23 protein-coding genes are annotated in these 24744 nt (G+C 43.4%); 17 read left to right on the top strand and 6 right to left on the bottom strand.

Annotated elements, in window-relative coordinates:
• The first annotated feature begins 263 nt into the window (after positions 1–263).
• From rpmF to lysM, 5 genes are all read left to right on the top strand, one after another.
• Positions 264–446: a 50S ribosomal protein L32 gene (gene rpmF, locus B3V51_RS05490; RefSeq protein ID WP_057758809.1), complete on the top strand. Its 183-nt coding sequence runs from the start codon at positions 264–266 to the stop codon at positions 444–446.
• Between the two features lie 423 nt (positions 447–869).
• Positions 870–1838: an ACP S-malonyltransferase gene (fabD, locus tag B3V51_RS05485; RefSeq protein WP_071003166.1), complete on the top strand. Its 969-nt coding sequence runs from the start codon at positions 870–872 to the stop codon at positions 1836–1838.
• Positions 1835–2563: a 3-oxoacyl-ACP reductase FabG gene (fabG, locus tag B3V51_RS05480; protein ID WP_058025367.1), complete on the top strand. Its 729-nt coding sequence runs from the start codon at positions 1835–1837 to the stop codon at positions 2561–2563. Before fabD ends, fabG begins: the two co-directional genes overlap by 4 nt.
• 264 nt (positions 2564–2827) lie before the next feature.
• The gene (gene acpP / locus B3V51_RS05475) at positions 2828–3064 is read left to right on the top strand and encodes an acyl carrier protein (protein WP_071003168.1); all 237 of its coding nucleotides are present in this window, start codon (positions 2828–2830) and stop codon (positions 3062–3064) included.
• Positions 3065–3322: 258 nt separating this feature from the next.
• The gene (lysM, locus tag B3V51_RS05470) at positions 3323–3832 is read left to right on the top strand and encodes a peptidoglycan-binding protein LysM (RefSeq protein ID WP_058025369.1); all 510 of its coding nucleotides are present in this window, start codon (positions 3323–3325) and stop codon (positions 3830–3832) included.
• Between the two features lie 127 nt (positions 3833–3959).
• Here the strand turns inward: lysM and queG are convergent, their stop codons facing one another.
• Entirely contained in the window at positions 3960–5129 is a 1170-nt protein-coding gene (gene queG, locus B3V51_RS05465; protein ID WP_212563825.1) for a tRNA epoxyqueuosine(34) reductase QueG, read from the bottom strand.
• Between the two features lie 236 nt (positions 5130–5365).
• Between queG and B3V51_RS05460 the strand changes: the two genes are divergently transcribed.
• Positions 5366–7189, top strand: coding sequence for an NAD(P)H-hydrate dehydratase (locus B3V51_RS05460; protein WP_212563824.1), 1824 nt, complete (start codon positions 5366–5368; stop codon positions 7187–7189).
• A gap of 18 nt (positions 7190–7207) precedes the next feature.
• On the opposite strand, the gene B3V51_RS05455 is transcribed toward B3V51_RS05460, so the two are convergent.
• Entirely contained in the window at positions 7208–7705 is a 498-nt protein-coding gene (locus B3V51_RS05455) for a DUF4124 domain-containing protein (RefSeq protein WP_093069580.1), read from the bottom strand.
• Positions 7706–8549: 844 nt separating this feature from the next.
• Between B3V51_RS05455 and B3V51_RS05450 the strand changes: the two genes are divergently transcribed.
• The 8 genes from B3V51_RS05450 to B3V51_RS05415 all read left to right on the top strand — a co-directional run bounded on the left by B3V51_RS05450 (position 8550) and on the right by B3V51_RS05415 (position 16390).
• The gene (locus B3V51_RS05450) at positions 8550–10382 is read left to right on the top strand and encodes an acetolactate synthase 3 large subunit (protein ID WP_212564547.1); all 1833 of its coding nucleotides are present in this window, start codon (positions 8550–8552) and stop codon (positions 10380–10382) included.
• Positions 10382–10879 carry an acetolactate synthase small subunit gene (gene ilvN / locus B3V51_RS05445; protein ID WP_071003178.1) on the top strand — a complete coding sequence of 166 codons (498 nt, stop codon included), beginning with the start codon at positions 10382–10384 and terminating at the stop codon, positions 10877–10879. The genes B3V51_RS05450 and ilvN overlap by 1 nt, the downstream gene beginning before the upstream one ends.
• 139 nt (positions 10880–11018) lie before the next feature.
• Positions 11019–12035 carry a ketol-acid reductoisomerase gene (gene ilvC, locus B3V51_RS05440; protein WP_058025375.1) on the top strand — a complete coding sequence of 339 codons (1017 nt, stop codon included), beginning with the start codon at positions 11019–11021 and terminating at the stop codon, positions 12033–12035.
• Between the two features lie 351 nt (positions 12036–12386).
• A complete protein-coding gene (locus B3V51_RS05435) occupies positions 12387–12719 on the top strand; it encodes a hypothetical protein (protein WP_286708087.1) in 333 nt (110 codons plus the stop codon).
• 368 nt (positions 12720–13087) lie between these two features.
• Positions 13088–13300, top strand: a complete 213-nt coding sequence (locus B3V51_RS05430) for a cold-shock protein (RefSeq protein ID WP_071003179.1) — start codon at positions 13088–13090, stop codon at positions 13298–13300.
• A 237-nt stretch (positions 13301–13537) separates the two neighbouring features.
• Positions 13538–14101 carry a DUF421 domain-containing protein gene (locus tag B3V51_RS05425; RefSeq protein ID WP_212563822.1) on the top strand — a complete coding sequence of 188 codons (564 nt, stop codon included), beginning with the start codon at positions 13538–13540 and terminating at the stop codon, positions 14099–14101.
• Between the two features lie 455 nt (positions 14102–14556).
• Positions 14557–15306 (top strand): electron transfer flavoprotein subunit beta/FixA family protein, encoded by a 750-nt coding sequence (locus B3V51_RS05420; RefSeq protein WP_212563821.1) that lies wholly within the window; start codon positions 14557–14559, stop codon positions 15304–15306.
• Between the two features lie 151 nt (positions 15307–15457).
• Complete coding sequence (locus B3V51_RS05415) at positions 15458–16390, top strand: electron transfer flavoprotein subunit alpha/FixB family protein (RefSeq protein ID WP_212563820.1); 933 nt, start codon at positions 15458–15460, stop codon at positions 16388–16390.
• A 166-nt stretch (positions 16391–16556) separates the two neighbouring features.
• Here the strand turns inward: B3V51_RS05415 and B3V51_RS05410 are convergent, their stop codons facing one another.
• Both B3V51_RS05410 and B3V51_RS05405 read right to left on the bottom strand, forming a co-directional pair.
• Entirely contained in the window at positions 16557–17351 is a 795-nt protein-coding gene (locus B3V51_RS05410; RefSeq protein ID WP_212563819.1) for a TrmH family RNA methyltransferase, read from the bottom strand.
• A 96-nt stretch (positions 17352–17447) separates the two neighbouring features.
• The gene (locus B3V51_RS05405; protein ID WP_093069590.1) at positions 17448–18431 is read right to left on the bottom strand and encodes a class 1 fructose-bisphosphatase; all 984 of its coding nucleotides are present in this window, start codon (positions 18429–18431) and stop codon (positions 17448–17450) included.
• Positions 18432–18815: 384 nt separating this feature from the next.
• Here B3V51_RS05405 and B3V51_RS05400 point away from each other — a divergent pair, with 384 nt between their 5' ends.
• Genes B3V51_RS05400 through B3V51_RS05390 form a run of 3 tightly spaced genes read left to right on the top strand, consistent with a single transcriptional unit; the run spans position 18816 to position 21700 of the window.
• Positions 18816–19889 (top strand): aspartate carbamoyltransferase catalytic subunit, encoded by a 1074-nt coding sequence (locus B3V51_RS05400; protein WP_071003207.1) that lies wholly within the window; start codon positions 18816–18818, stop codon positions 19887–19889.
• A gap of 58 nt (positions 19890–19947) precedes the next feature.
• Positions 19948–21159 carry a dihydroorotase gene (locus B3V51_RS05395; protein WP_201587837.1) on the top strand — a complete coding sequence of 404 codons (1212 nt, stop codon included), beginning with the start codon at positions 19948–19950 and terminating at the stop codon, positions 21157–21159.
• 55 nt (positions 21160–21214) lie between these two features.
• The gene (locus B3V51_RS05390) at positions 21215–21700 is read left to right on the top strand and encodes a DUF2127 domain-containing protein (RefSeq protein ID WP_227674297.1); all 486 of its coding nucleotides are present in this window, start codon (positions 21215–21217) and stop codon (positions 21698–21700) included.
• 88 nt (positions 21701–21788) lie between these two features.
• On the opposite strand, the gene B3V51_RS05385 is transcribed toward B3V51_RS05390, so the two are convergent.
• Together B3V51_RS05385 and B3V51_RS05380 are read right to left on the bottom strand one after the other, a co-directional pair.
• A complete protein-coding gene (locus B3V51_RS05385) occupies positions 21789–23063 on the bottom strand; it encodes a cation:proton antiporter (RefSeq protein ID WP_093069596.1) in 1275 nt (424 codons plus the stop codon).
• A gap of 48 nt (positions 23064–23111) precedes the next feature.
• Positions 23112–24683 (bottom strand): DUF2254 domain-containing protein, encoded by a 1572-nt coding sequence (locus B3V51_RS05380; RefSeq protein ID WP_286708086.1) that lies wholly within the window; start codon positions 24681–24683, stop codon positions 23112–23114.
• Between the last annotated feature and the right edge of the window lie 61 nt (positions 24684–24744).

Below are 24744 nucleotides of genomic sequence, written 5' to 3'. Positions count from 1 at the left end.
AAGAGTGCAAGGCAGGGCTTTATTAATCTAATAAACATGCGTATAATGTCCGGTTTATTGCATTCGAGCAACCTGTTGCGTGCTGATAGAAGCTGACTAGGCAAATTTTTCATAAATTTCAGACATAGTTAGCGCTTTATGTAAGTAACAATCTATTTAACTAATGATGCTTCAGACTTAGGTTGTTGTGATTATATAGCCTCTGTCAGTATCGACTAAAGCTGAATTTCAAGCTTATCCCTTTTAAGTATAGGAGCTATATCATGGCTGTTCAAAAAAGTCGTAAAAGCCGTTCTCGTCGTGACATGCGCCGTTCACATCACCGTATGGAAATTGCTGAACTAAGCGTAGATGCTACCACTGGTGAAAAACATCGTCGTCATCACATGACTAAAGATGGTTTCTACCGTGGTCGTCAGCTATTCAAAGTTAGTCAAGATGCCTAAGACATTGGCCCTATGATAGCTAGGTAAAATAGTGACGGTACTGGTGACTGTTGTTGTATTTACCTGGCTATCATTAGTCAATAAGCTTTGAGCTAAAAAAAGCCAAGTTATTTCGCTATCATATATTATGTGGCTGGATAACTTGGCTTTTTGTTATTTATGACTAAACTCATTGCTTAGATGACTTTTTATTTTTAGCAAATAGAAACGCGTACTCAATCGTTAGTGCTTTTGATTGGTACTGTATTTTCCTATCGTTGTTTGGTCTGCATCCGCTATGATAATAGTGTGTGTCAGTGTATAGTTTACTGACAATCCGTTTTCTTAGATAAATAATTGAACTAGCGGCTTTGTATCACATCTAATAATATAATACACCCCATTGTTTTAGGGATATTTCTAATCAGATAAGGGATATTGGTTATGGCTTCTGTACCCGATATGGTAAAAAAGCAACCCGCTCGTATCGCGGTCATTTTTCCTGGACAAGGATCTCAAGCAGTCGCGATGACGAGTGAGCTTGCTGAAATCTACCCAGAGATACGCGATACATTTACCGAAGCGAGTGAGGCGCTTGGTGAGGATTTGTGGGCAATCTGTCAGGATGAAGAAAAACTCAATCAAACCGAGTATACTCAGCCAGCGCTACTGACAGCTAGCATTGCCATTTGGCGTGTCTTACAACAAAAAATAGAAGAGACGCCTTGCTATTTAGCTGGTCACTCTCTGGGCGAGTACAGCGCCCTGTGTGCTGCCAATGTGATATCGCTTGGTGATGCCGTCACCCTAGTGCATAAACGCGGTCAGTTGATGCAAGAGGCCGTTGTAGGTGTCGATACTGCTATGGCTGCCGTGTTAGGACTAGAAGACAACCGAGTCGAAAATCTGTGTGAGCAAGCAACAGAGCATGTCGAGGGTGCCATTGTTGGCGCTGCTAACTTCAACAGCCCAGGACAGGTAGTGATCTCGGGTAACGCTGCTGGCGTTAACGCTGTAATCGACAAAGTCAAAAATACGGGCAAAAAATCTGTGCCCTTAAAAGTGAGTGTGCCATCTCATTGTGCATTAATGGAGCCTGCAAGTAATGCCTTAGCTGAGATATTAGCAGGTATTCAATTTGATCAAGCGACCATTCCTGTGATTCAAAATCGCTATGCGCGTGTTGAAACCAGTGCAGTAGGTATCAAACAAGCATTGACTGAACAGCTGAGTGAGCCAGTACTGTGGTCAAAAACCATGCAGGAACTGGCCGATAAGCAAATTAATCTATTAATCGAATGTGGCAGTGGCAACGTATTAAGCAATTTGGCTAAGCGTCAAGCGCAGCCAATCGCAAGCTATCCTACAGACAAGCCTGCCCGTCTAGAAAAACTATTAGAGGTGTTATCATGAGCCGTACGATTACATTAGTAACTGGCGCTAGTCGCGGTATCGGAAAGGCAGTCGCCAAACGCTTTGCTAAAGAAGGACATTTTGTTATTGGCACCGCGACCACTGAAAAAGGTGCTGAACTTATTGATGACTATCTTCATGATAGTGGTGGTATCGGTCGCGTCTTAGACGTACGTGATACTACTCAAATTGATAAATTGTTTGAAGAGATCGAAAGCGTCTATGGAGCGGTACAAGTATTGGTTAACAATGCAGGTATCACGCAAGACGGTCTGCTAATGCGTATGAAAGACGATGACTGGTCAAATGTCATCGATACGAATTTGACCTCAGTTTACCGCATGAGCAAACGCGCAGTACGCGGTATGATGAAAGCGCGCCGTGGTCGTATTATTAATATCACCTCTGTTGTTGCTCAAATGGGTAATGCAGGTCAATCTAACTATGCCGCGACTAAAGCTGGTGTAGAAGGTTTCAGTCGTACGCTTGCACGTGAAATCGGTTCACGCCAAGTGACTATCAATTGCGTGGCACCAGGTTTAATCGAGACTGATATGACAGATGAGCTCGACGAGCGCCTATTGAATTCTATGCTAGATGCCGTTCCTATCAGCCGTCTTGGTCAACCAGAAGACATCGCAGCAGCAGTACATTTCTTAGCCAGTGATGAAGCCAGCTATATCACCGGCGCGGTCATTCCGGTCAATGGTGGCATGTATATGTAGTCAATACACGGACGTTACATAGTTATAATAAAAAACTGTGTGAACGAGTGTAAACTATAATAAAGGATGCTATAATTACGAATACTTTTGAGTCAAAGCCCTGTATGATAACAGGGCTTTATTAGACAGACTGTGTAACAAGTCATAGAGTACTCAGACAGCGATGCTGATCTGGCAAATACATTTTATATATCATGCTATAGAGCTTAAATAAGGCACAATAGCAGTTTATTAAAAATAATAGATGATAATGGAGTAATCTATATGAGTAATGATATCGAGCTAAGAGTAAAATCAGCAGTTGCTGAGCAACTAGGTATGAACGTTGAAGACATCAATAATGATGCTTCATTCATGGAAGACCTAGGTGCGGACTCGTTGGACCTAGTTGAATTGGTGATGTCTTTTGAAAGTGATTTTGGTATCACTATTCCTGACGAAGACTCTGCAGAATTGACTACTGTTCAAAAAGCAATTGATTACGTACAAGCCCAGCTGTAATTTGCCATTTGTTTAGCAAATTTTATAATGCCGCTTATCTTAATAGATAGGCGGTTTTTTTATGAGGGTGATTTAATTGATCAGTTGCATTAACATAAGCTACGTCAATTAACATTACTCAACATACTCTTACTATTCACGTTTGGTTCGTTTGTCTATACTCATCATGGTAAACAGTACAAAGCACGGTGATGTTCAATAACACACCACCGAAAATAAATATGAATAATAAATAACAATATTTCAAGGAGCAGTTATATGGGTATGTTCAGTTTTGCAAAAGATATCGGTGATAAAATCTTTAATCGTGATGACGAGAAACACGATGCCAAATCAGAGACCAAGGCAGATGCCAATACACCGGTAAAAAGCAGCGAGCCTTCAGCTCAATCAGTTGCTAACATTCTGTTGCGTCGTATTCAGCAACAGAACCTAAATATCAGTAATTTAAAAATCAAATATAACGGCTCTACAGATACAGCAGAAATCAGCGGTAACGCGAAAACTCAAGCTGATCGTGAAAAAGCGATTATTGCTATTGGTAACGTACAAAATGTTGCTAAGGTCATTGATAATATCGATATCGAAGAAGATGCACCTGAGTCAACGATGTATACGGTAAAATCTGGCGATAGCTTATCTAAGATTGCGAAAGATGTTTACGGTGAGTCTGGCGATTATATGAAAATATTTGAAGCCAATAAGCCAATGTTATCTGATCCAGATAAAATCTATCCAGGTCAAGTGTTACGCATTCCTAAGCCATAACAAATTGATGATATAAGCAATAAATAATCTGTACAAAAAATCGATGATAAAAAAGCCTCTTTTATAAGAGGCTTTTTTTATGAACATCTATCAAAGCAAATAATGACTTGCTCCGTTATGATATACATCAACTCGTTGGCTTACTACTAGCGTCTAGTTTTCTGCCCTGTTCAGCTATTGCCCATTCAATGTGTTCATCAAGCATGGCGTTATGTAGCGTCAACTTAGACTTCAACTGCTCAATGACGTGTGGACTAGCATTAGCGTTACCCAAACCAATCGCGATATTACGTAAGAAATTGATATAGCCTGTGCGTCTGAGCGGGCTTCCTTGTGTGTTGTTCAAAAAATCCGCTTCTTGCCATTGCCATAATTCAAGCAAACTGCTGTTATCGAGACCATGCCTTGGTGCGAAGTCCTCAACGGCAGTCAGATTGGCATAACGATTCCATGGACAGATCAGCTGACAGTCATCGCAGCCAAACACCCGATTGCCAATCGCGCGTCGATACTTGGTATCAATAATACCATCGTGTTCAATCGTCAAATAAGAGATACAGGCAGAGGCATTGAGCTCATAAGGCGCTACAATCGCTTGGGTAGGGCATACATCAATGCAAGCGCTACAACTGCCACAATGCTCTTTAACAGGCTGGTCATCGGGCAGCTCTAAGCTTAAAAACAGCTCACCTAGCACAAAAAATGAGCCAGCTTGTTTGTTGATTAATAACGTATGCTTACCTGTCCAGCCCAGACCAACAGCATCGGCAATAGGCCGCTCAAAGATAGGCGCAGAATCACTAAAGGGTCTAAAAACAAACTCTTTATCTGAACCAATATCGAGATGTTGCCATTCAGGAAGCATGGCCTCGATATTCAGAGCCAATTGCTTTAAACGGCTACGCATTGTCTTATGATAATCACGACCTCTTGCATAACGCGCAATGATGCCTTGGTTGGGATGGTCGTTGTCTGTGACAGCACGCGGTGTTGGTGCCTGAGTGAGATAATCCATTCGCACACTGATAATGGTTTTTGCACCCTCTACCAACTGCTCAGGATGAGCGCGCAGATGATGGTTGTTGTGCATGAACTGCAATTGACCCTCATAGCCTTTATCCAGCCACTTCTGTAGCTGTTCGATTTGCTTAGTAAACAGTGGATGATGGACAGATAAAAACCCACAGTCAGCAAACCCTAATGTTTGCGCTTGCACTTTGATCCATTGTTTAACATCTGCTGTTGTTGCAAAGACTGTTGAGTTACTAACGGCAATCTTGTTTTTATCGGTAGGCATAGAGATAGGTGCTTATTGGCGATCTATTTTTAGAATGGTATTTTCTCACAATCAGTGGCAGTGTGAGCACCATTATGATAAGACAGTGAGCATAGAGCGCAAGTAGAAAAGAAAATAAACTCACATTCATATTGATACATAAGTAGACATGAGCTTTTGCTAAGCTGATACCAAAGTTTAGAAACTAGACTTTCAACACTATAAAAATATCAGAAAAACATGGCCGAGGATAATAAATGAAGAATTTTACCAATTTATCACCTATAAAAAATACAAAACCTATTGCGCTTTATAGTAGTGAGCAAATTTATGCCATGGAGCAAGCGTGGTTTGCTCAAGGATATGATAGTTTTGGCTTAATGCAGCAAGCAGCTTGGCAAATGGCACAGCAGATAGAATTGCTTTATGAACAAAAATGTCTCAATGCTAATCATTCTGCTAATACTAACGTTTATCATCGTATGGAGCGTTTGCGCCGAGTAAGTGTCTGGGTAGGTAAGGGTAATAATGGCGGGGACGGTTGGCTCATTGCTTATTACTTGCAGCAAGCTGGCTGGCAAGTAGAAGTGGTCACTGTCGGTTTTGATGTCAATGATTTTGATACTCGTACTCAGTCGGCCATCTCTAATAAGAAAGACCACAATAATGACCATATAACTGATGCTAACAAAGCGCGACAGATAGCAATATCTGCCAACTGTCATTATCAACACTTCGAAGAGATTCATAGCAGTCACAATGAGTCAGAGAAAATGGCTTTATTAGCTGACATTTATATTGATGCACTGTTTGGGATTGGGCTAGATCGTGCGCCAGAAGGTGTCTATAAAGAGGCTATTAGCGCTTTTAATCGTACTACTCAGCAACAAAACGCACTAGCAGTCGCCGTCGATATTCCAAGTGGATTGGTGGCGTCTACTGGTGCGGTATTTGATCGTATAGCAGTACAAGCTGATGTCACCTTATGCCTGATTGCGCGCAAATTTGGTTTACACACCAAAGATGGTGCGGATTATAGCGGAGACATAATCGATATACCGTTAATACCTTATCAAACAGCTAGACCTCACAAAATATCTGATAAAAATACCAAGCAAAATACTATTGAAGCATTTGAACCTGTTGCCATACTGCTGATGGCTGCACAGAGTATGAAGCCGCGCCGCCAAAACAGTTACAAAGGTAGCTACGGTCATGCGCTAATCATCGGTGGAAATCGCGTTGATGGCTCTCAAGGGATGGGCGGTGCTGCGATACTGTCTGCATCAAGCACCATGGCAACTGGCGCTGGTAAAATAACCGTTGCCTGTCATGAGGCTTTTCATGGTGCATTATTAACGTCACTGCCTGATGCGATGACTATCAATCTGCACGATACAGATAGCGTAAAGGCACTTATCAAACAAGCCAGTGTTGTCGCTATTGGTATGGGTTTGGGCCGTGACGAAAAAGCAAAAATGTTATTTATCGACTATATACAGGCTGCCATAGCTCATGAAAAATCAATAGTGATCGATGCAGATGGTCTTTATCATTTGGCCTCGCTGCAAATGGATAGCCATGAACTGGTAACAGAGCTTCGCGAACACAGCATCAATCATCGAGTTTGCTTGACACCGCATAGCGGCGAAGCGGCTAGATTGCTCGATCAAAAAATAAGCGAGGTAGAAAGTGATAGATTGCGAGCCATAAAACAATGCGCTGCAGTTTATGGTGGTGACTGGGTATTAAAGGGAGCAGGGTCGCTAGTTTTGGAGCAAAAATCAGGACGAGCGCGAGTATATGTCTGTGATGCGGGCAATGCTGGTATGGCAACTGCTGGCATGGGCGATATTCTATCTGGAGTGATTGCTGGATTATTAGCACAACAAGACTTAGCAGCAGAGTCGCGCAGTTTACCTCAGGCAGCGCTTATTCATGGATTTTCAGGGGACACACTGGTTAATCAAGGTAATGAATATCATCGTGACAATAAGCTATTGATTGGACAACGAGGGCTACAAGCGCAAGATATGCCAGCAGCCATTCGTCATGTTATGCAATTAATGATAGTTGAGTAGTCATCATTAGTATAAAGACTAGGTCGTAGCGCTGCTACAGTATTGGTCGATTGCCTGCTGTACGCGTTCACGTTTTAGCTCAATCTCACGGCCATCTAAGTACTGACGCTTGCCATTTGCATCCATCTCATAGATACGTCCGCCAACGTTTAGATTCGTTAAATTGTTACGTAGCGATTGGCAGCGCTGGGCATTGGCTTGCGCTTCTTGCTCTTTGATACGTGCTTCAAGTGCAGCTACGCGCTGTTCTTCTGCAGTTTGAGTATTATTGCTTTGGCTGGGGTCTGTTTTGCCAGCCATTTGTCCGGCGTTGTTTTGTCTACCGTCGCTACGAAACTCAATCAACTCAACGTTTTTACCATTTTGCGGTGCGTGCTGGCTATATTTAACTTCGCCATATGCGCCAATGGATTTATAAACTTGAATAGCCTGACTGGTATTCATGGATAGCATTAGCATACAGGTGGTACTCGTTAGCCATTTAGCAGCAGTCGCTATTTTAGACGCATATGCCATAGCAGCAATCCTTTTGTTTGATAAAAGCAAATTTGTATAAGGGTAAATATAACATTTGAGCACTTTATTGGCAGCACTAATGTATCGACTTCCAATTTTAGCAAATAATACTTATCAATGTGTATTATTTAATAACTAATAGTTTGGGATAGGCTTTAGAAGTTTTTCTTGACAATAGCGGGCAAACCATCGAATATAATAGAAGTTGATTGGTCAGTGAACGGCTTTTATGATATTGCCGTGGCACTTGAAAATGATTACTACGAGCTACTTATCGGTAGTTTATGCAGTGTTATTTTCTTTGTGATGATGATATAGCACACGTAGCATTGGCTACTCATAACTATACATTGTCTCCGGACTTATCTGTCTACAATGACTAAGATAAACTTATTATTTGAACTGTGCTAAATGTAATTCTGGCAATTGTGCAAAATACGATACAGTACTGGTTATAAAAAAGTACGCCAAAGCCTCTGTTATAAGTTTTAGTAACTTATGCATAGTATTTGGGTATAAATATCCTGTTATCTCTACGTCTTTGCACCCATGAATTTATTATCAGTACTTATTTATAGAAAGACTCAATAATAAGCTTCTTTCATAGGTGCGTCCGCATCTTGTCACTGTATATCGATAAACATCCATCACAAAACTGACCTTACATACATTGCTATGTTTGAGTAATTTGCTGTCTTAAAAAAACAACGTTACTTAAATATGATAGGCAAATATTCTTGATATGGACAAGGATTAGCGATCATTTTATGAGTTTTGAAGTAATACCTATATGGGGTTATCTCTTATCATAGAATACCGCAAATCCTCGCCGCAAAAAAAGGTGATGACAGTGACGCAAACCACGCAAAGTCCGAATATGACGGGACATACCCAAACGGGTAATGCCGCCAAAAATTTTGAAGAAAAACAACAACGTCTTGCAGAAGGCAGCGTTCAGCCTGTGATGCTATCGGGCGCTGAAATGCTGGTACAAGCGCTGACAGACGAAGGTGTCAAATATATCTTTGGTTATCCAGGCGGTGCCGTTCTACACATCTATGATGCGCTGTTTCAGCAAGAAGCCATTGAGCATATCTTGGTGCGTCATGAGCAGGCGGCAGGACACATGGCAGATGCTTATTCACGAGTTACTGGTGAGACGGGGGTTGTACTGGCAACCTCAGGACCTGGTGCAACCAATACGGTTACCGCTATTGCGACAGCTTTTATGGATTCAGTACCGATGGTCGTGATTTCAGGTCAGGTGCCAAGTAGCCTAATCGGTGAAGACGCTTTCCAAGAAACGGATATGGTGGGGGTATCACGTCCGATCGTTAAGCATAGCTTCCAAGTGCGCCATGCTAGCGAAATTCCGATGATTGTCAAAAAGGCATTTCACATTGCACAGTCTGGCCGACCAGGTCCTGTCGTTATTGATGTGCCAAAAGACATGACTGCGCCTAGTGAAAAGTTTGCCTATAAATATCCAGAAGAGGTATTTATACGCTCTTACCAGCCTTCGCTCAAAGGCCATAGTGGTCAGATCAAAAAAGCGGTCGAGACACTATTATCTGCCCAGCGTCCTGTCGTATATGCAGGTGGCGGCGTTATTTGGAGCAATGCTCACGAAGAGTTGACTGATCTGGCTCACCGTCTTAATTTACCAGTGACCAATACATTGATGGGTCTTGGTGCATTTCCTGGCTCTGATCGTCAGTTCCTAGGTATGCTTGGTATGCATGGTACTTATGAAGCCAACATGACTATGCATCATGCCGATGTTATTTTGGCAGTGGGTGCGCGTTTCGATGATCGCGTCACCAATAATGTCAAAAAATTCTGTCCGAACGCGACGATTATCCATATCGATATCGATCCTGCGTCGATTTCAAAGACCATCCTTGCGCATATTCCTATCGTTGGCGATGTAAAATCTGTCTTAACCGATATGCTAGAGATCGTTGGAGAAGATAAGCAATTAGAGCAACACGCATTGCTCGATTGGTGGTCACAAATTAATGAGTGGCGTAAGCGCCATGGTTTGCGTTATGACACCAGCACAGATAATGGCATTAAGCCACAAAGTGTCGTACAAGCTCTAGATAAAGTGACTAACAGTAACGCTATTATCACAAGTGACGTCGGTCAGCATCAGATGTTTGCAGCCCTTTACTATACTTATAATGAGCCTCGCCAATGGCTGAACTCAGGCGGCCTAGGTACGATGGGCGTTGGCTTGCCGTATGCCATGGCAGCCAAGCTTGCTAATCCAGAGCGTGATGTGGTGTGTATCACAGGCGAAGGCTCTATTCAGATGAATATCCAAGAGCTGTCAACTTGCTTGCAGTATGACTTGCCAGTTAAAATTCTAAATTTAAATAACGCACAGCTAGGTATGGTGAAGCAGTGGCAGGACATGCTGTATGAAGGTCGCCATGCACAGTCTTATATGAACTCCTTGCCAGATTTTGTCAAATTGGCTGAAAGCTATGGTCATGTTGGTATCAAGATTACTGACCCTGATACGATGGAAGAGCAGTTGGCTGAAGCGATGGCCATGAAGGACAAGTTGGTATTTATCGATGTTTATGTCGATCGTAATGAGCATGTATATCCGATGCAAATCGCTGGACAAGCCATGCGTGATATGTGGTTAACAAAAGGGGAGCGTACCTAATGCAACAACAACATCTGATTTCGGTATTGATGGAAAACGAAGCGGGTTCGTTGTCGCGTCTAGTCGGTTTGTTCTCACAACGTGGCTACAATATCGAAACGCTCAACGTCGCGCCTACTGATGACCCAAGCATTTCACGCTTGACCTTAACGACCATTACCTCACCAGAAAGAATTGAACAAATCACCAAACAATTGCATAAATTGATTGAAGTGGTTAAAGTGCATAATCTGACAGAGAACGTACACGTTGAGCGTGAATTGATGCTCATCAAAGTACGAGCAACTGGCAGCGTACGTGAAGAGGTGAAACGCAGCGCAGATATCTTCCGTGCGCAGATTGTCGATGTGAATGCCAACTTATATACGATTCAAATCGTTGGTGATAAAGCAAAGCTTGACGGTTTTATCGATGTGCTTGGACGTGACCGTATTATGGAAGTGGTTCGCTCGGGTGTGATTGGTATTGCCCGCGGTGAGAAAACCCTTAGCACCTAGAATTAATGCCCAAATATCCTATTTTATTGAAGAACTATTTATCTAAATCAACAAAGCGCTTATCTTAATCACTATCTTGATTACAGTATAAGCGTCTACTATCCATGGTAAGCCATGATTGAGGACAAGGACTCTATTTATGAACGTTTTTTATGACAAAGATTGTGATCTATCCATTATCCAAGGTAAAAAAGTGGCCATTATCGGTTATGGTTCACAAGGCCATGCGCACGCGCTTAACTTACAAGACTCAGACGTTGATGTAACGGTTGGTCTACGTGCCAACTCAGGCTCATGGAAAAAAGCTGAAAATGCGGGCCTAAAAGTTGCTGAAGTCGAAGAAGCGGTAAAAGCTGCTGACGTAATCATGATTTTGACACCTGATGAGTTCCAAAAAGAGCTTTACAACGATGTCATTGAGCCAAACATCAAAGAAGGCGCGACCCTTGCATTTGCCCACGGTTTTGCTATCCATTATAACCAAGTAGTGCCACGTAGCGACCTTGACGTGATCATGGTAGCACCAAAAGCACCAGGTCACACCGTACGTTCAGAGTTCACCAAAGGTGGCGGTATTCCTGACTTAATCGCCATCTACCAAGATGCTTCAGGTCAAGCTAAGCAATTAGCATTATCTTACGCTGCTGGCGTTGGTGGTGGTCGTTCAGGCATCATCGAAACCACATTTAAAGATGAGACTGAAACCGATCTATTCGGTGAGCAAGCGGTTCTTTGTGGCGGCGCGGTTGAATTGGTAAAAATGGGCTTTGAAACCCTTACTGAAGCAGGCTACGCGCCAGAAATGGCTTACTTTGAGTGTTTACATGAGCTCAAGCTTATCGTCGACTTAATGTATGAAGGCGGTATCGCTGACATGAACTATTCAATCAGTAACAACGCTGAATACGGCGAATATGTGACTGGTCCTGAAGTTATCAATGAGCAGTCTCGTGAAGCCATGCGTAACGCGCTAAAACGCATCCAGTCTGGTGAATACGCAAAAATGTTCATCTCTGAAGGTGCAACCAACTATCCATCAATGACAGCTCGTCGTCGTAACAATGCAGCGCATGAGATCGAAACCACAGGTGCCAAATTGCGCGCTATGATGCCTTGGATTGGTGGTAACAAAATTATCGATAAAGACAAAAACTAATTCGATACTACTTAAATAGAGTATTTGGTAGTTTATTAAGTAACCCGTGTTATCACCTGATAGCACGGGTTTTTTATATCCTACTTTTGACATATGGTTACACCGCTATATGTGTTGGTTGAAAACCAGTAAAAACTGCCCAATATAGGCAGGCATCTTCACATTAGCCAGTGGGCTTTTATTGTGCTTATTTATCTTTGATTGATCAAAGTAGATGAGTCCTCATTCATATTTTCTATAGATTACAGGTTGTATGTTGTGCAAATATCTTATCCAGACTGGCTAACGCCGCAATTCGTGTATATTACTCTTAGCGCTGTCGTAGCAGTTTTAATTTGGATAGAAGGAGAAATGCTTAAGAAAACCGATGGTAAACTGCCTAAATCTAAGTTTTTCCAAATCAGTTCAATCTTAGATACCATCTGGTTCTTTATCTCTGTTGTTGTCCTATACGTGATTGATTTGGCACCGCTCGCGATTGCTGTACCGGCCGCTTATGGCATTTACACGACCTTTGGTTGGGTCTATGGCACGCGATTGTTGAAGCGTCGAGGCGTTCCTGATTCTCCTAAAGACATGGTCATACCGGCCAAATATATTGCTTATAGTCAGTCGTTTTCGTTGATATTTTTTGGGCTATGTTTGCTTGTATTAAGTTCACCATGGTTACCGATATTGCAATAGGTAATGAATGATTTTTTAACCTATAAGGGTCTTTCTTGTCGTATTTAACGATGGCTTCGCAATTGTAGCCTAATATTCATATGTTAGAAATTTATTCAATATCAATATGATAACGGCAAAAATGCTAGCTATTTTGATGGGTTTTAATAGCTGGAATTTATTTACAAAAATCATCAATTTAGACTGTTACCTGTATAGAAAACTGTTATAATCAGATTGTACTCAAAGTATTTAGGTAAAAAATTCAGGTTTTCTCTTAGATTATTTGCAATTTTGAACCGTAGCGTTCAGCAAAAGATGCATGGGTATATATCAATTAATCGGTGATGGCACAAGTCTCGCCAACAGTTAAAGAGTCAGGAAAATTTATGTCAGATAAAGTTGAAGGCACTGTAAAGTGGTTTAATGAAGCTAAAGGTTTTGGTTTTATCGCTCAAGACAACGGCGGACAAGACGTATTCGCTCACTACAGCGCTATCCAAGGTAGCGGTTTCAAAACGCTAGCCGAAGGCCAAAAAGTGTCGTTCATCTTAGGTGAGGGCAAAAAAGGTCCACAAGCTGAGCAAATCGAAGCACTATAATCTCTTTGCTGTTTGGGCACACTGATGTTTAGTACGCTCGATGACAGTGAGAGTGACGATATACATAAAATTTTTGTTTATAAAAACAATAAAAATACTGTTTAGACTTTAAAAAAAAGCAACCTCTTATCAGGTTGCTTTTTTTATATCATTTTATCTGAAGTAGCGTTTGATTGATTTTCTTAATAATTATCAGTTCATAATAGGTACTGACTCAATAATAAATAAGGCTCTATTATGAAATGGGAAACTTGGTTTTCAATTGACTGGCAACAGCTGTTAGGCATTTCATTGTCTGCGGTGGGTTTCTATATAGGTTTAATGCTTTTTACCCGACTGATGGGTCTGCGCAGCTTTTCCAAACTATCAAGTCATGATTTTGCCATGACAGTTGGTATTGGTAGTATATTAGCGTCGACTATATTGGCGGATAAACCATCGTTACTGCAAGGACTGTTTGCGGTTGCGGTATTGTTTTTGATTCAAGGTGCTATCTCAATAGTGAGGCGCATGATTAAACCTCTAAAAGCGCTGATAGACAATCGTGCCATCATACTCATGGCACATGGCGAATACTTCTCAGATAACTTAAAAGAAGCGAATCTTACGACCAGCGATGTTCAAGAAGTGCTGCGCAAAAATGGCATCAAAGCCAAAACTGAAATATTTGCGGTCATTATGGAGACGACAGGAGACATGAGCGTCATCAAAAATAATGATGTAACTCCTGACTGGGCGTTGTTTGATGACATACGTGACAGTGAGTTGTTAATGAGCTCTAACAAAGACAGCGACATATAGCTGTTGGGTTCTTCGCGACTACTATTAGTTAAACCCTAGGAAATAAATAATAACAAAATATTAAATAAACATACCATTGAGAGTGCTATAAAGAGGAGGACTCTTAAGGCTATTGTCAAAGAAAAATCACTAGATCACGTGCTTATAACTATTTATTATAGAATAGTGACAAATTTATGACGCATTATTCACGGCGTTGTCTTGACCTTATCTGCAGGCTCACGCAAGATACATAGGTCTGATAAGAACGGTTGGCTTAGCTTTAGCAGATTTTATCCGTAAGAAGTGCAATGCTAATATAATTTCGAATATTGGCGTATTTTTCTTAATTAGTTATACATCTGTTGATATAGTAATAACCTTGAGTAGTATTTTGAACGACGACTTGAACCACAACGAAAATTTGGTTCTTAACTGATATTTTTTAATTCATAACATTAATAAACGAGGAACGTATGAAAGCATTAGTAGCGGTCAAGCGTGTCATTGATTATAACGTAAAAGTACGTGTAAAAGCCGATAACTCTGGCGTTGATCTATCAAACACCAAAATGTCGATTAACCCTTTTGACGAAATCGCAGTAGAAGAAGCCGTTCGTCTAAAAGAAGCTGGCGTCATTGATGAAATCATCGTCGCGTCTATCGGTCCAAAAGAGTCACAAGAGCAAATTCGTGCAGCCCTAGCATTGGGTGCTGATCGTGGTATTTTAGTCGTGAGTGACGAAAAACCGTATCCACTACAAGTTGCCAAGATTCTAAAAAATATCGCTGAAACAGAAAGCACAGATATTATCTTGTTGGGTAAACAAGCGATTGATGATGACAACAACCAAACGGGTCAGATGCTAGCGGCATTGATGGGTATCGGTCAGGGTACGTTTGCCTCAGAAGTGAAGGTTGAAGGCGACAAAGTCAACGTAACGCGTGAAATCGATGGCGGTCTACAAACAGTTGCCCTTGATTTGCCAGCAGTCATCACAACTGATCTACGTTTGAATGAGCCACGTTATGCGAAACTGCCTAACATCATGAAAGCGAAGAAAAAGCCGCTTGATGAGAAAACGCCAGCAGATTTCGGTGTCGATATGGCGTCTAAGCAAGAGATTATTAAGGTCGTGCCACCTGCTGAACGTAAAGCTGGTATTACAGTAGGGTCAGTTGATGAGTTGGTTGATAAGCTAAGAAACGAAGCAAAAGTCATTTAATTTTTCAATGATTAGATACTTCGCTACGGCATATCCTGTACAAAGCTAAGAATTTGACTGCTTTATTTATATTAAACGATAGTTGCTCAAAGGGCTTTGTACACAAACAACCGCATGAATAGATAATACGAATAAATAAAGGATTAAAACCATGGCAATTTTGGTATATGCAGAACATGACAATGCCAGTCTAAAAAAGGCAACTTTGAACACCATCGCTGCTGCTAAGCAAATCGGTGATGACATCCATGTATTAGTGGCAGGTAGTGGTGCTCAAGCAGCCGCTGATGAAGCAGCAAAAGCAGAAGGCGTGACGAAAGTACTATTAGCTGACAATGCAGCCTATGAGCATCAACTGGCGGGCAATGTAGCACTATTGGTTGCTGATGTGGCTGGTGATTACAGCCATATCCTAGCAGCTGCGACCACGACTGGTAAAAATTTTATGCCACGCGTTGCAGCGTTACTTGACGTCAGCATGCTGTCAGAAATCTCAGGCGTAGTAGATGCGCAAACGTTTGAGCGTCCAATTTATGCAGGCAATGCAACGGCAACCGTCAAAACCTCTGAAGATAAAGTTGTGCTAACCGTACGTACGACCGCGTTTGATCCAGTAGCAAGCGAAGGTGGTTCAGCGACTGTTGAAACGATCGATAATGTACAAGAAACTGGCAAAGCTAGCTTCGTGAACGAAGAAATGGCTAAGTCTGATCGTCCAGAGTTGACCTCAGCTGGTATCGTGGTTTCTGGTGGTCGTGCCTTGGCAAATGGTGAAAACTTCACCAAATATATTGAGCCATTGGCTGACAAACTAGGCGCTGCTGTTGGCGCATCACGTGCCGCTGTCGACGCAGGTTATGTACCAAACGATATGCAGGTTGGTCAAACCGGTAAAATCGTTGCACCGCAGCTATATATCGCCGCTGGTATCTCAGGTGCGATTCAGCATTTGGCTGGTATGAAAGATTCTAAAGTCATCGTTGCGATCAACAATGACCCAGAAGCGCCTATCGCTAGCGTTGCTGATTATTTCTTAGAAGCTGATCTATTTGAAGCACTGCCTGAGCTAACTAGCAAGGTTTAATGTTAATGTATAGTCACAGAACTACTAAACGGCTACGGCGTTGTATCCGTTTTAGACTTCTTTGACTATATTAGTAGTAGACAGATAACAAAAACCCACTATCAATCGGTAGTGGGTTTTTTTATTGCTTGATAGAGAAGATTTTAATTGTAGTTATAAATGGACGCTAAGAGTACTGTCTTTGGCGCAAGGTTTCGTACAGACATAAAGATCCTGCAATAGCAACATTCAAGCTTTCTTGGCCATTTGGCTGCGGTAAAGCGATAGGGGTGGCACATTGCATTAGCTCGTCACAAACGCCTTGACCTTCATGACCCATAATCCACGCCACAGGCGCAGATAAATCGTGATCGTAAATGATAGTATCTGTATGTGAGCTGGTCGCCAACAGTGGAGCTTTTACGTGATCTAAAATATCTTGCGTACTCAAGCCTTCATAAATAGTCAGTGCAAACTGTGCACCCATACCTGCTCGTAGCGTCTTGGGAGACCAAGCTTGCGCGGTAGCACTGGTACATAAGATGTTGCTAATACCAACGGCTGCTGCTGTACGCAGGAGTGTGCCGACATTTCCGCTGTCTTGTACATCGTTCAAGACTAAGCAATCTTCATCAATCACTGGCAAGCTAGGCGTTGGTACGTTAATGATAGCCATGATATCGATACCAGTACCTAAGCTACGAATACTCTCGTACAGTGAATTGGATAAAATAAGAATAGGCGTATAAGTCGGCAGACGAGTCAATATTTGCTGAACTTCAGGATGACTACGCGCTGACTCAGACAGTAGTATCTGGGCAAAAGGATAGTCGCTACGCAGCGCAGCATCTATCAGATGAACACCTTCTATGACGGTCTGACCATGCTTTTTGCGTTGACGTGCTTGTGCCAATAGGGCTTTTACAAGCTTGACGGTGGTGTTCTTATCTGAGGTAATCAGCTCGGTGGGATTTAATACCATAGTGGATCGCTTAGAGAAGAGTAGGAGGGTGAATAACCAGCATCGAGCTTATAATCTCGCTGTAGGCTGGTTATTTTTAGAAAGTACTTATATCAATTACTGCTCAGAATAATTGACGTGTAAGTCTCTAACATAATTGACTTCGTTTTTGCTACCGAGCACCACAGGAACACGCTGATGAATGTCAGTGGGCTCGATATCTAAGATGCGATTGACAGCGTCTGTCGCACCGCCACCCGCGCGTTCAATCAATAAGCTCATTGGATTGGCTTCATACATCAAGCGTAGTTTACCCGCTTTATGCGCGTATTTGGTATCAAACGGATAAGTGAAGAGACCACCGCGGCATAAGATACGATGGACGTCACCAACCATAGCGGCGACCCAACGCGTATTGAAATCGCGTCCACGTACGCCTGTCTCGCCAGCGATTAACTCATCGATGTACTGTTGCATCGGTGCGCGCCAGTAGCGATAATTTGAGCTATTGATCGCATATTCACTCGTATCGGCATCGATTTGCACGTTGTCTTCTATCAGCACATAGTCTTCAGTTTCTGGATCTAGGCTAAACATCACGACTTTATCTGCGATGGTCAACGCCAGTACCGTAGAGGTGCCATATAACAAGTACCCTGCTGCTAGCTGTTTGTTACCTGCCTGTAGATAGTCGCTGTTTTCACTGGTTTGACCTTGACGCTCGTACGGCAGAACAGAAAAAATCGTACCTACTGCCATATTGATATCAATATTTGATGAGCCATCTAGTGGGTCAAACAAAACCAATAGACTGCCATCGTCATTAGCAGGGGTGGCATCATCAAGCTCTTCTGATGCAACGCCGGCACAATGGGTATTCTTTGCCAATGCATCTAGCAGTAAGTCATTGGCCAGTATGTCTAGTTTTTTCTGATCTTCGCCTTGGACGTTTTGATTGCCAGCCTCGCCTAAAATATCCGCCAGAGCACCTTTTCTAAGTAGTTGTGAGATGGTTTTACCAACATTAGTGACCGTGGTAATTACATCGTTGAGTGCAGGACTAGAGGCATGTTGGTTTAGATAATCTGCTAAGGTCGTCATAAAGCTTCCTAATAGAGGGTATGGAAAGTAAAAAATGGATGGTCTTAGAGTCAGGTCATAGGCGGCATTTGGCACACCTTAAATGGTTGAGTTTTTAAATAGCTTATACGGTATCTTTGTCCTGACCACAAAATCGGCTACACTATATCTATTGTTATTCATTTATAGATTTGTCAGAATTATTCTCTATGAGAATATAGCATGTCTATTTACGCTTTCTGATTGTCTGCTGAGGCGGTTTTGGTCGAATTTGATTACGGTAAATTGTAGCAAATAAGCGTCAAAATGTCCTCGTCTCTGTGCCTATCGGTGCTAAATGATTGAACAAAGATGAATAAGCGATTACGACAGACTCATATAAACCCACAATAAAGACTCGTCATTATGTCAAATTCTCTCGATAGTAGCGCTACACAACCAGTCTCACCGACTGATTATGCAAAATTTGATCCCAATACAATTCATCAAAGACTCAATACCTCACTGAGTCGTCCGCAGCTCAACACCGATGGCAGTATCAGGCATTTCTTGGGTGTTGAAGGTCTTAATAAAGCACAGCTCAAAGCTATTATCGCAAAAGCAGAGACTTTCTTTGATGAAAACGGGCAGCTCATCAATCGTCCTGAGTTAGATGGCTATACGGTCATGAATTTGTTCTTTGAACCATCGACTCGTACCCGGACGACTTTTGAAGTAGCAGAAAAACGCTTGGGTGCTAATGTACTTAATATCGATATCGAACGCTCTAGTACCAAAAAAGGCGAGAGTCTACGCGATACCTTGTGGAATCTACAGGCGATGACCGCAGATATTTTTGTAGTTCGACATTCAGCATCAGGCGCTGCGCATTTTATGGCGACAGAAGTGACCCCTGATATTGCTATCATCAATGGGGGGGATGGCTGGCATGCGCATCCTACTCAGGGAATGCTCGACATGTTGACCATTCACCGTGAGGCACCGCGCCCGTTTGAAGAGCTGTCTATCGCAATCGTTGGTGATATTAAGCACTCACGCGTCGCCCGTTCTGATATTAGCGCCTTGCAAACCCTAGGTGTGACAGATATCCGTGTGTGTGCGCCGCGTACTTTACTGCCGAAAGGTATTGAGCGTTTTGGCGTAAAAGTATATGAAAATATGGATGAGTGTGTCACTGATTGTGATGTGATTATGGGATTAAGAATACAAAATGAGCGTATCGGTTCGCCGCTATTGGCATCGTCAAGTGAATACTATAAGCATTATGGGATCACGCCAGAGCGAGTAGCATTGGCCAAGCCTGATGCGCTAGTTATGCACCCAGGGCCAATGAACCGCGGTGTTGAGATTGCCTCTAGTGTGGCTGATGGCGCGCAATCGGTGATCTTAAAGCAGGTAAATAACGGTATTGCCATACGAATGGCGGTCTTGTCGCTTGCGATGGAAGGTCAACGTGCTCATCAAGCGGCTGGCAAGTAACAGCTTGCCGCGCGACTTATTCTCATTTATTTCATTTTATTGATACGGTAATAACGTTATGTCTACCATGCTTAATACGGATGCACCCATCTTTGACCATTTACCAAAAGCATTTAAAGATGCATTGCCGCAAACTGTAACAGAAAAATTGTCTACGCTTGATGCTGAACATGAGATGTGGTTACTACCACCATTAGTAGATCTATGCGCGCGCTTGCGTGAGCCGGGCCAACAGCAACACGGTACGCTGGCATCAGAAGGTAGGGCAGCTCGTGGTAACGGGTTTTTGCATGTAGTCACGCCACCTGACACCAATCCTATTTTAGAAAATGGCTCCCTCTTAAAGGGCTTGCGTGAGCGCGCCTTGAGTGATGGCGGTATTTACTTGCATATTTTGGGCGCATTGACCACAGGGTTAGAGGGCGAACGACCGTCTAATATTGCAGGGCTTAAAAAGGGCGGCTGTATCGCAGTATCCAATGCGCGTAGACCTTTTCGCAATGACTTAGTATTGCTAAGAACACTAGAGTACGCGGCGACTTTTGGTATGAAAGTATTCTTTTATCCTGATGAGCCAAGTCTGTCTGGAGATGGCGTGGCGCATGAGGGTTATATCGCCTCTTATCATGGTTTACAAGGGATTCCTTGGATTGCGGAAACGGTTGCACTATCTAAGCAGCTGTTGATGGTTGAAGAGACGGGGATAGCCGCTCACTTCAGCCAGCTGTCTTGCAAGTCTTCGATTGAGCTGATGCGCTGGGCAAAAGATAAAGGCTTGCCTGTTACGTGTGATGTTGCGATGCATCAGCTGTATTTAACTGATGACAATCTTGAAGGCTTTAATGCTCAGGCATATGTCTTGCCACCGCTACGTAGTAATACCGACCAGCAGGCAATCCGCCGTGGCTTAAAAGATGGCACTATCGATGCCATCTGTAGTCATCACGAGCCACTGAACAGTACGGCGAAAAAAGCGCCATTTGCTGAGAGTACGCCAGGTATCTCGAATTTTGATACTTTTATGGCGCTGGCCTGTCAGCTGGTCAATGATGAGGTACTAACACTCTCAGAGCTGGTTGATAAAATCTGTCTTAATCCGGCAAAGATTGCGGGTATTCATGAGCAGTATGAAGCGATCGGCGGCGCGGTATTGGTTGACCCGAATCTTGAGTGGCAAGTGACTGCGCAATCTATGCTATCGAATGGTAAAAACACACCATTTTTTAATCAGCAGTTGCAAGGACGTGTTGTGGAGACGTTCTTTGGCTAATTTGCCCCGACAGGATGATAGTCTACCGCTATCCTCGAAGGATAAAGGGGGTGAAATGATTGACCCTCTAGAAAAAACGCACAGCACAGCCAGTGAGTCTATCAAAGCAGTGGCCATCTATGAAGTCGTCAAAGGTGTGGGGGCATTATTAGGTGCAGGTGCATTGTGGTCGTGGCATACCGATCTTGAGCATTGGCTGACGACCGCGACTGGCTCTTGGCGCCATACCTTTGGCCACCTACTTGCACCGCAAATCGACAGTGTAGTAAGTATTGCCCAACAGGCCAGCAAAAACTGGCCAGTGTTTTTATTGTTGATATTTGCTTATGCCAGTTTGCGCTTCCTAGAAGCCTATGGATTATGGCGCGATAAGACATGGGCGTATTGGTTTGGTGTGCTGGGCTATGGTGTCTTTATTCCTATAGAGGTTTATTATCTGATAACCAGTCCATTTGATTGGTTTAAACTGGTAATATTGGTTTCTAATCTGCTTATTATTATCGTGGTTTATCGTAATATGAAAAGAAAGGGTTTAATATAACCATTGAAACTGCTCAAAAAAGCCAGCCAAAGCTAGCCTAAGACATCATGTCTCAGGCTGGCTTTTTTATACGTGCTGTATTTGTGGTTTATGCCTCTGTTATTTCTTTATCCTTACGAATGCTCTTGGCGACTCTGCCAACACTGAGGCCCTGTACCAAGATAGAAAATATCACTACCGCATACGTGAGCGCCAGTAAAATGTCACGCTCTGCGCCCGTTGGTAGCTGCAGCACCAGTGCCACCGAGATGCCGCCGCGCAGTCCGCCCCATGTCAGTACTTTCCACGCTCCAGTTGGCAAGTCAAGCTGCCGCTGAAGGGTCTTTGTGGTCATACCGACAACGATAAAACGGGCAAGCAAGGCAATAACAATCGTCAAACCTGCAGCGATAAATAGATTGCCAGAATATGCAATCATCACCACCTCAAGTCCAATTAAGACAAATAAAATCGCATTGAGAATCTCATCGATCAGCTCCCAAAATAGATCGATATAGTGCCGTGTTTTATCACTCATCGCCAGTGCTCGTCCGCGATTACCGACCATCAGTCCCATCATGACCATGGCCAGTGGCCCTGAGAGATGCCAATGACTGGCCAGCGCATAGCCGCCGATCACCCCCGCCAGCGTCAATAGCACCTCTTCTTGATAACTGTCAATGCTCTTTAGCATATAGTACAAAATCGCCCCGAGCACCAGACCAAACACAATGCCGCCTCCTGCCTCAACGGCCAAGGTATGGGCCACATAGTTGGCTGTTGGGATATCGCCGCTGGATAAAATACCAAGTAGCAGGACAAAAATAACGACGCCGATACCATCATTAAACAACGACTCGCCTGCGATGACGGTCTCTAAGCTTTTTGGGGCGCCAGCGGATGATAAGATGCCCATCACCGCGATAGGGTCGGTCGGCGAGATTAAAGCGCCAAACAACAAACACCAAAGAAACGGCAAGCCAAATCCAAAGAAGGGCAACATAAGATAGAGCGCAGTGGCGATTAGCAAGGCTGAGACTAGGGTACCCACGCAGGCGAGAATACCAATGGGCAGTCGATAGCGTTTTAAGTCACTGATATTGACATGCAGCGCCCCTGCAAATAAAAGCATCGAGAGCATACCGTCCAATAGCACCTCGGTAAAATCTAGCTGCTCTAGTAAGCTCACTTCATAATCAATGAGCTGGTCGAACCCCAAAAACCCCAAAAAAATCGCACCGATAGATAGGACAATCGAGATGACCATGACTCCAATGGTCGTGGGCAGACCGATAAAGCGATGATTGACATAGGTCAGCAGGGCAGTAATCGATAAAAAGATAGCGCTGATTTCAAGTATGGTCAGGCTGGTTGCAGATGCCATAAAGCAGGTCTCTTATGAGTGATAAGTAGTAAAAGTAATCAGTACAAATTATTTAGTGTGCGCCTGTAGACTTTGGCGAATGCTGGCAGCAAAGTCACTGACATAGTAAAAGTGTTGGTGCTGCGAGTTTTTATCAATAATAAAGGCTTTGGCTTGCTGGCACATCGCGCTTAGGTCATCGATAAGCTCTTGGTAGCTTAGGTTTTCTTCTCCTGCGCGCTCAATTAGCTGTAGCTCATGCAGCAAGGTCTGCTGCTGTGCTTGATTGATACAGGCATAGTTGAGATTGACCATCGCTTGACACAGCGCCTTTAGGACCATGGCATCAGCTGCGGCATAGCGCCGAATCTCTCCAAGTGAGGTATTGATGAATTCTGATATTTTGGGCGTATAAGTCACCACGGTCAAGATAGCCACGCGCTGCTGCACCACCACTTGTTTTGGTCTAGCGGTATACGGCGGTTTGTCACGGTGCTCGGCAGGTACATAAAAATGATAGGGGCTAGGCGGCTGACGACGCATCATAATGCTCAGGCAACTGGTGAGCGATTGTACGCAGTTGACGGCTGTTTTTGGGTCATTGATACCAGGTGAGAGGGCGCGCACCGCAATCTCGGTCATCTGCCCCAGACTATAGGCAATATCATTGGAGTGTGCCAGTCGCTGCTCGATACGAATACAACCGGCAAAGCGCTGCCAAAACATACCATCAGGGGCACGTGGCACCACAGCCAACTGCGGCGTTGCGGTTTTTTGCCGATTATTGGGATGGTCTGTCGGACGTTGATAAAAATGCCCAATGACGTTTTTGTCAGTGACATAATCACCGAGGTTGCTCTGTAGATGCACCACGCCGCCATACTCTTGAGTCAGGGTGATTAAAGACTCCAAATAAATGTGCTGCAGGTAGCCCGATTGCGGCGGATAAATCGGCGTTGCCTGCCACTGGTGAAACTGCTCGACATCATGATGTTCAGCATCACGTTGATGCTGGATGTCGCATCGATCGCTGTACCAAGAATAAATATTATTAATCGCATCGTTGCTGGCATTTTGGATGACGTGAGACGCTTGAATGGCATGTACCATATGTTGTACAAAATACACCAGCAACAGCGCACAGATGATCGCCATGATAATCCCAAAGGTCACCGCCAGTTGCGGTACGCCAAAGGACACATCGTATTTGTGGATAGATTTTAAGACGAGTAGGCTATAGCTAAAGGTACCAATGAAAGCGCCAAGTACAAATTGATTGGGCGTATCTGTCAAAAAGTTGCGTAATAGCCGTGGGCCAAACTGGGAGGAGGCCATCGACAGCACGGCAATCGTAATTGAGAACGTCGTACCAGCAACGCCCAACACCGCACCAGCAATAGCGGTCATGATAGCGCGCGCCGCATCGTCATCACCTGTAAACGCAAAAGAGATCTCTCGGACCGTTTCACGATCAAAGTGCTGATCTATCGTCACCAGTACCGGCGCCAGTAAGATGCCGGCGATGACGCAAGCAGTCGGAATAAACCAATAAGAGCCGATCAACTCCTGCCACAAGTTTCTTAAACGATCGGGCAGGTCAGCCAATGTCTGTAACGACCAAAGCTGCGAAAACGCCTTCATTCTCTGCACTGAAAATAAGAGTAGTCGCTTAAAAAAGCCATTTTCAGGGTGTTTGTCCAAT

The organism is Psychrobacter sp. UBA2514 (assembly GCF_002341255.1).
In the GTDB taxonomy this organism is placed as follows: domain Bacteria; phylum Pseudomonadota; class Gammaproteobacteria; order Pseudomonadales; family Moraxellaceae; genus Psychrobacter; species Psychrobacter pacificensis.
Note: the sequence above shows the minus strand (reverse complement) of the source record. Positions and strands in the feature narration are given on the sequence as shown.

Bases quoted from the DNA above. Each gene is read 5' to 3' on its own strand.
- rpmF (WP_057758809.1), top strand. From the start codon at position 264: ATGGCTGTTCAAAAAAGTCGTAAAAGCCGTTCTCGTCGTGACATGCGC.
- fabD (WP_071003166.1), top strand. From the start codon at position 870: ATGGCTTCTGTACCCGATATGGTAAAAAAGCAACCCGCTCGTATCGCG.
- fabG (WP_058025367.1), top strand. From the start codon at position 1,835: ATGAGCCGTACGATTACATTAGTAACTGGCGCTAGTCGCGGTATCGGA.
- acpP (WP_071003168.1), top strand. From the start codon at position 2,828: ATGAGTAATGATATCGAGCTAAGAGTAAAATCAGCAGTTGCTGAGCAA.
- lysM (WP_058025369.1), top strand. From the start codon at position 3,323: ATGGGTATGTTCAGTTTTGCAAAAGATATCGGTGATAAAATCTTTAAT.
- queG (WP_212563825.1), bottom strand. From the start codon at position 5,129: ATGCCTACCGATAAAAACAAGATTGCCGTTAGTAACTCAACAGTCTTT.
- B3V51_RS05460 (WP_212563824.1), top strand. From the start codon at position 5,366: ATGAAGAATTTTACCAATTTATCACCTATAAAAAATACAAAACCTATT.
- B3V51_RS05455 (WP_093069580.1), bottom strand. From the start codon at position 7,705: ATGGCATATGCGTCTAAAATAGCGACTGCTGCTAAATGGCTAACGAGT.
- B3V51_RS05450 (WP_212564547.1), top strand. From the start codon at position 8,550: ATGACAGTGACGCAAACCACGCAAAGTCCGAATATGACGGGACATACC.
- ilvN (WP_071003178.1), top strand. From the start codon at position 10,382: ATGCAACAACAACATCTGATTTCGGTATTGATGGAAAACGAAGCGGGT.
- ilvC (WP_058025375.1), top strand. From the start codon at position 11,019: ATGAACGTTTTTTATGACAAAGATTGTGATCTATCCATTATCCAAGGT.
- B3V51_RS05435 (WP_286708087.1), top strand. From the start codon at position 12,387: ATGCTTAAGAAAACCGATGGTAAACTGCCTAAATCTAAGTTTTTCCAA.
- B3V51_RS05430 (WP_071003179.1), top strand. From the start codon at position 13,088: ATGTCAGATAAAGTTGAAGGCACTGTAAAGTGGTTTAATGAAGCTAAA.
- B3V51_RS05425 (WP_212563822.1), top strand. From the start codon at position 13,538: ATGAAATGGGAAACTTGGTTTTCAATTGACTGGCAACAGCTGTTAGGC.
- B3V51_RS05420 (WP_212563821.1), top strand. From the start codon at position 14,557: ATGAAAGCATTAGTAGCGGTCAAGCGTGTCATTGATTATAACGTAAAA.
- B3V51_RS05415 (WP_212563820.1), top strand. From the start codon at position 15,458: ATGGCAATTTTGGTATATGCAGAACATGACAATGCCAGTCTAAAAAAG.
- B3V51_RS05410 (WP_212563819.1), bottom strand. From the start codon at position 17,351: ATGGTATTAAATCCCACCGAGCTGATTACCTCAGATAAGAACACCACC.
- B3V51_RS05405 (WP_093069590.1), bottom strand. From the start codon at position 18,431: ATGACGACCTTAGCAGATTATCTAAACCAACATGCCTCTAGTCCTGCA.
- B3V51_RS05400 (WP_071003207.1), top strand. From the start codon at position 18,816: ATGTCAAATTCTCTCGATAGTAGCGCTACACAACCAGTCTCACCGACT.
- B3V51_RS05395 (WP_201587837.1), top strand. From the start codon at position 19,948: ATGTCTACCATGCTTAATACGGATGCACCCATCTTTGACCATTTACCA.
- B3V51_RS05390 (WP_227674297.1), top strand. From the start codon at position 21,215: ATGATTGACCCTCTAGAAAAAACGCACAGCACAGCCAGTGAGTCTATC.
- B3V51_RS05385 (WP_093069596.1), bottom strand. From the start codon at position 23,063: ATGGCATCTGCAACCAGCCTGACCATACTTGAAATCAGCGCTATCTTT.
- B3V51_RS05380 (WP_286708086.1), bottom strand. From the start codon at position 24,683: ATGAAGGCGTTTTCGCAGCTTTGGTCGTTACAGACATTGGCTGACCTG.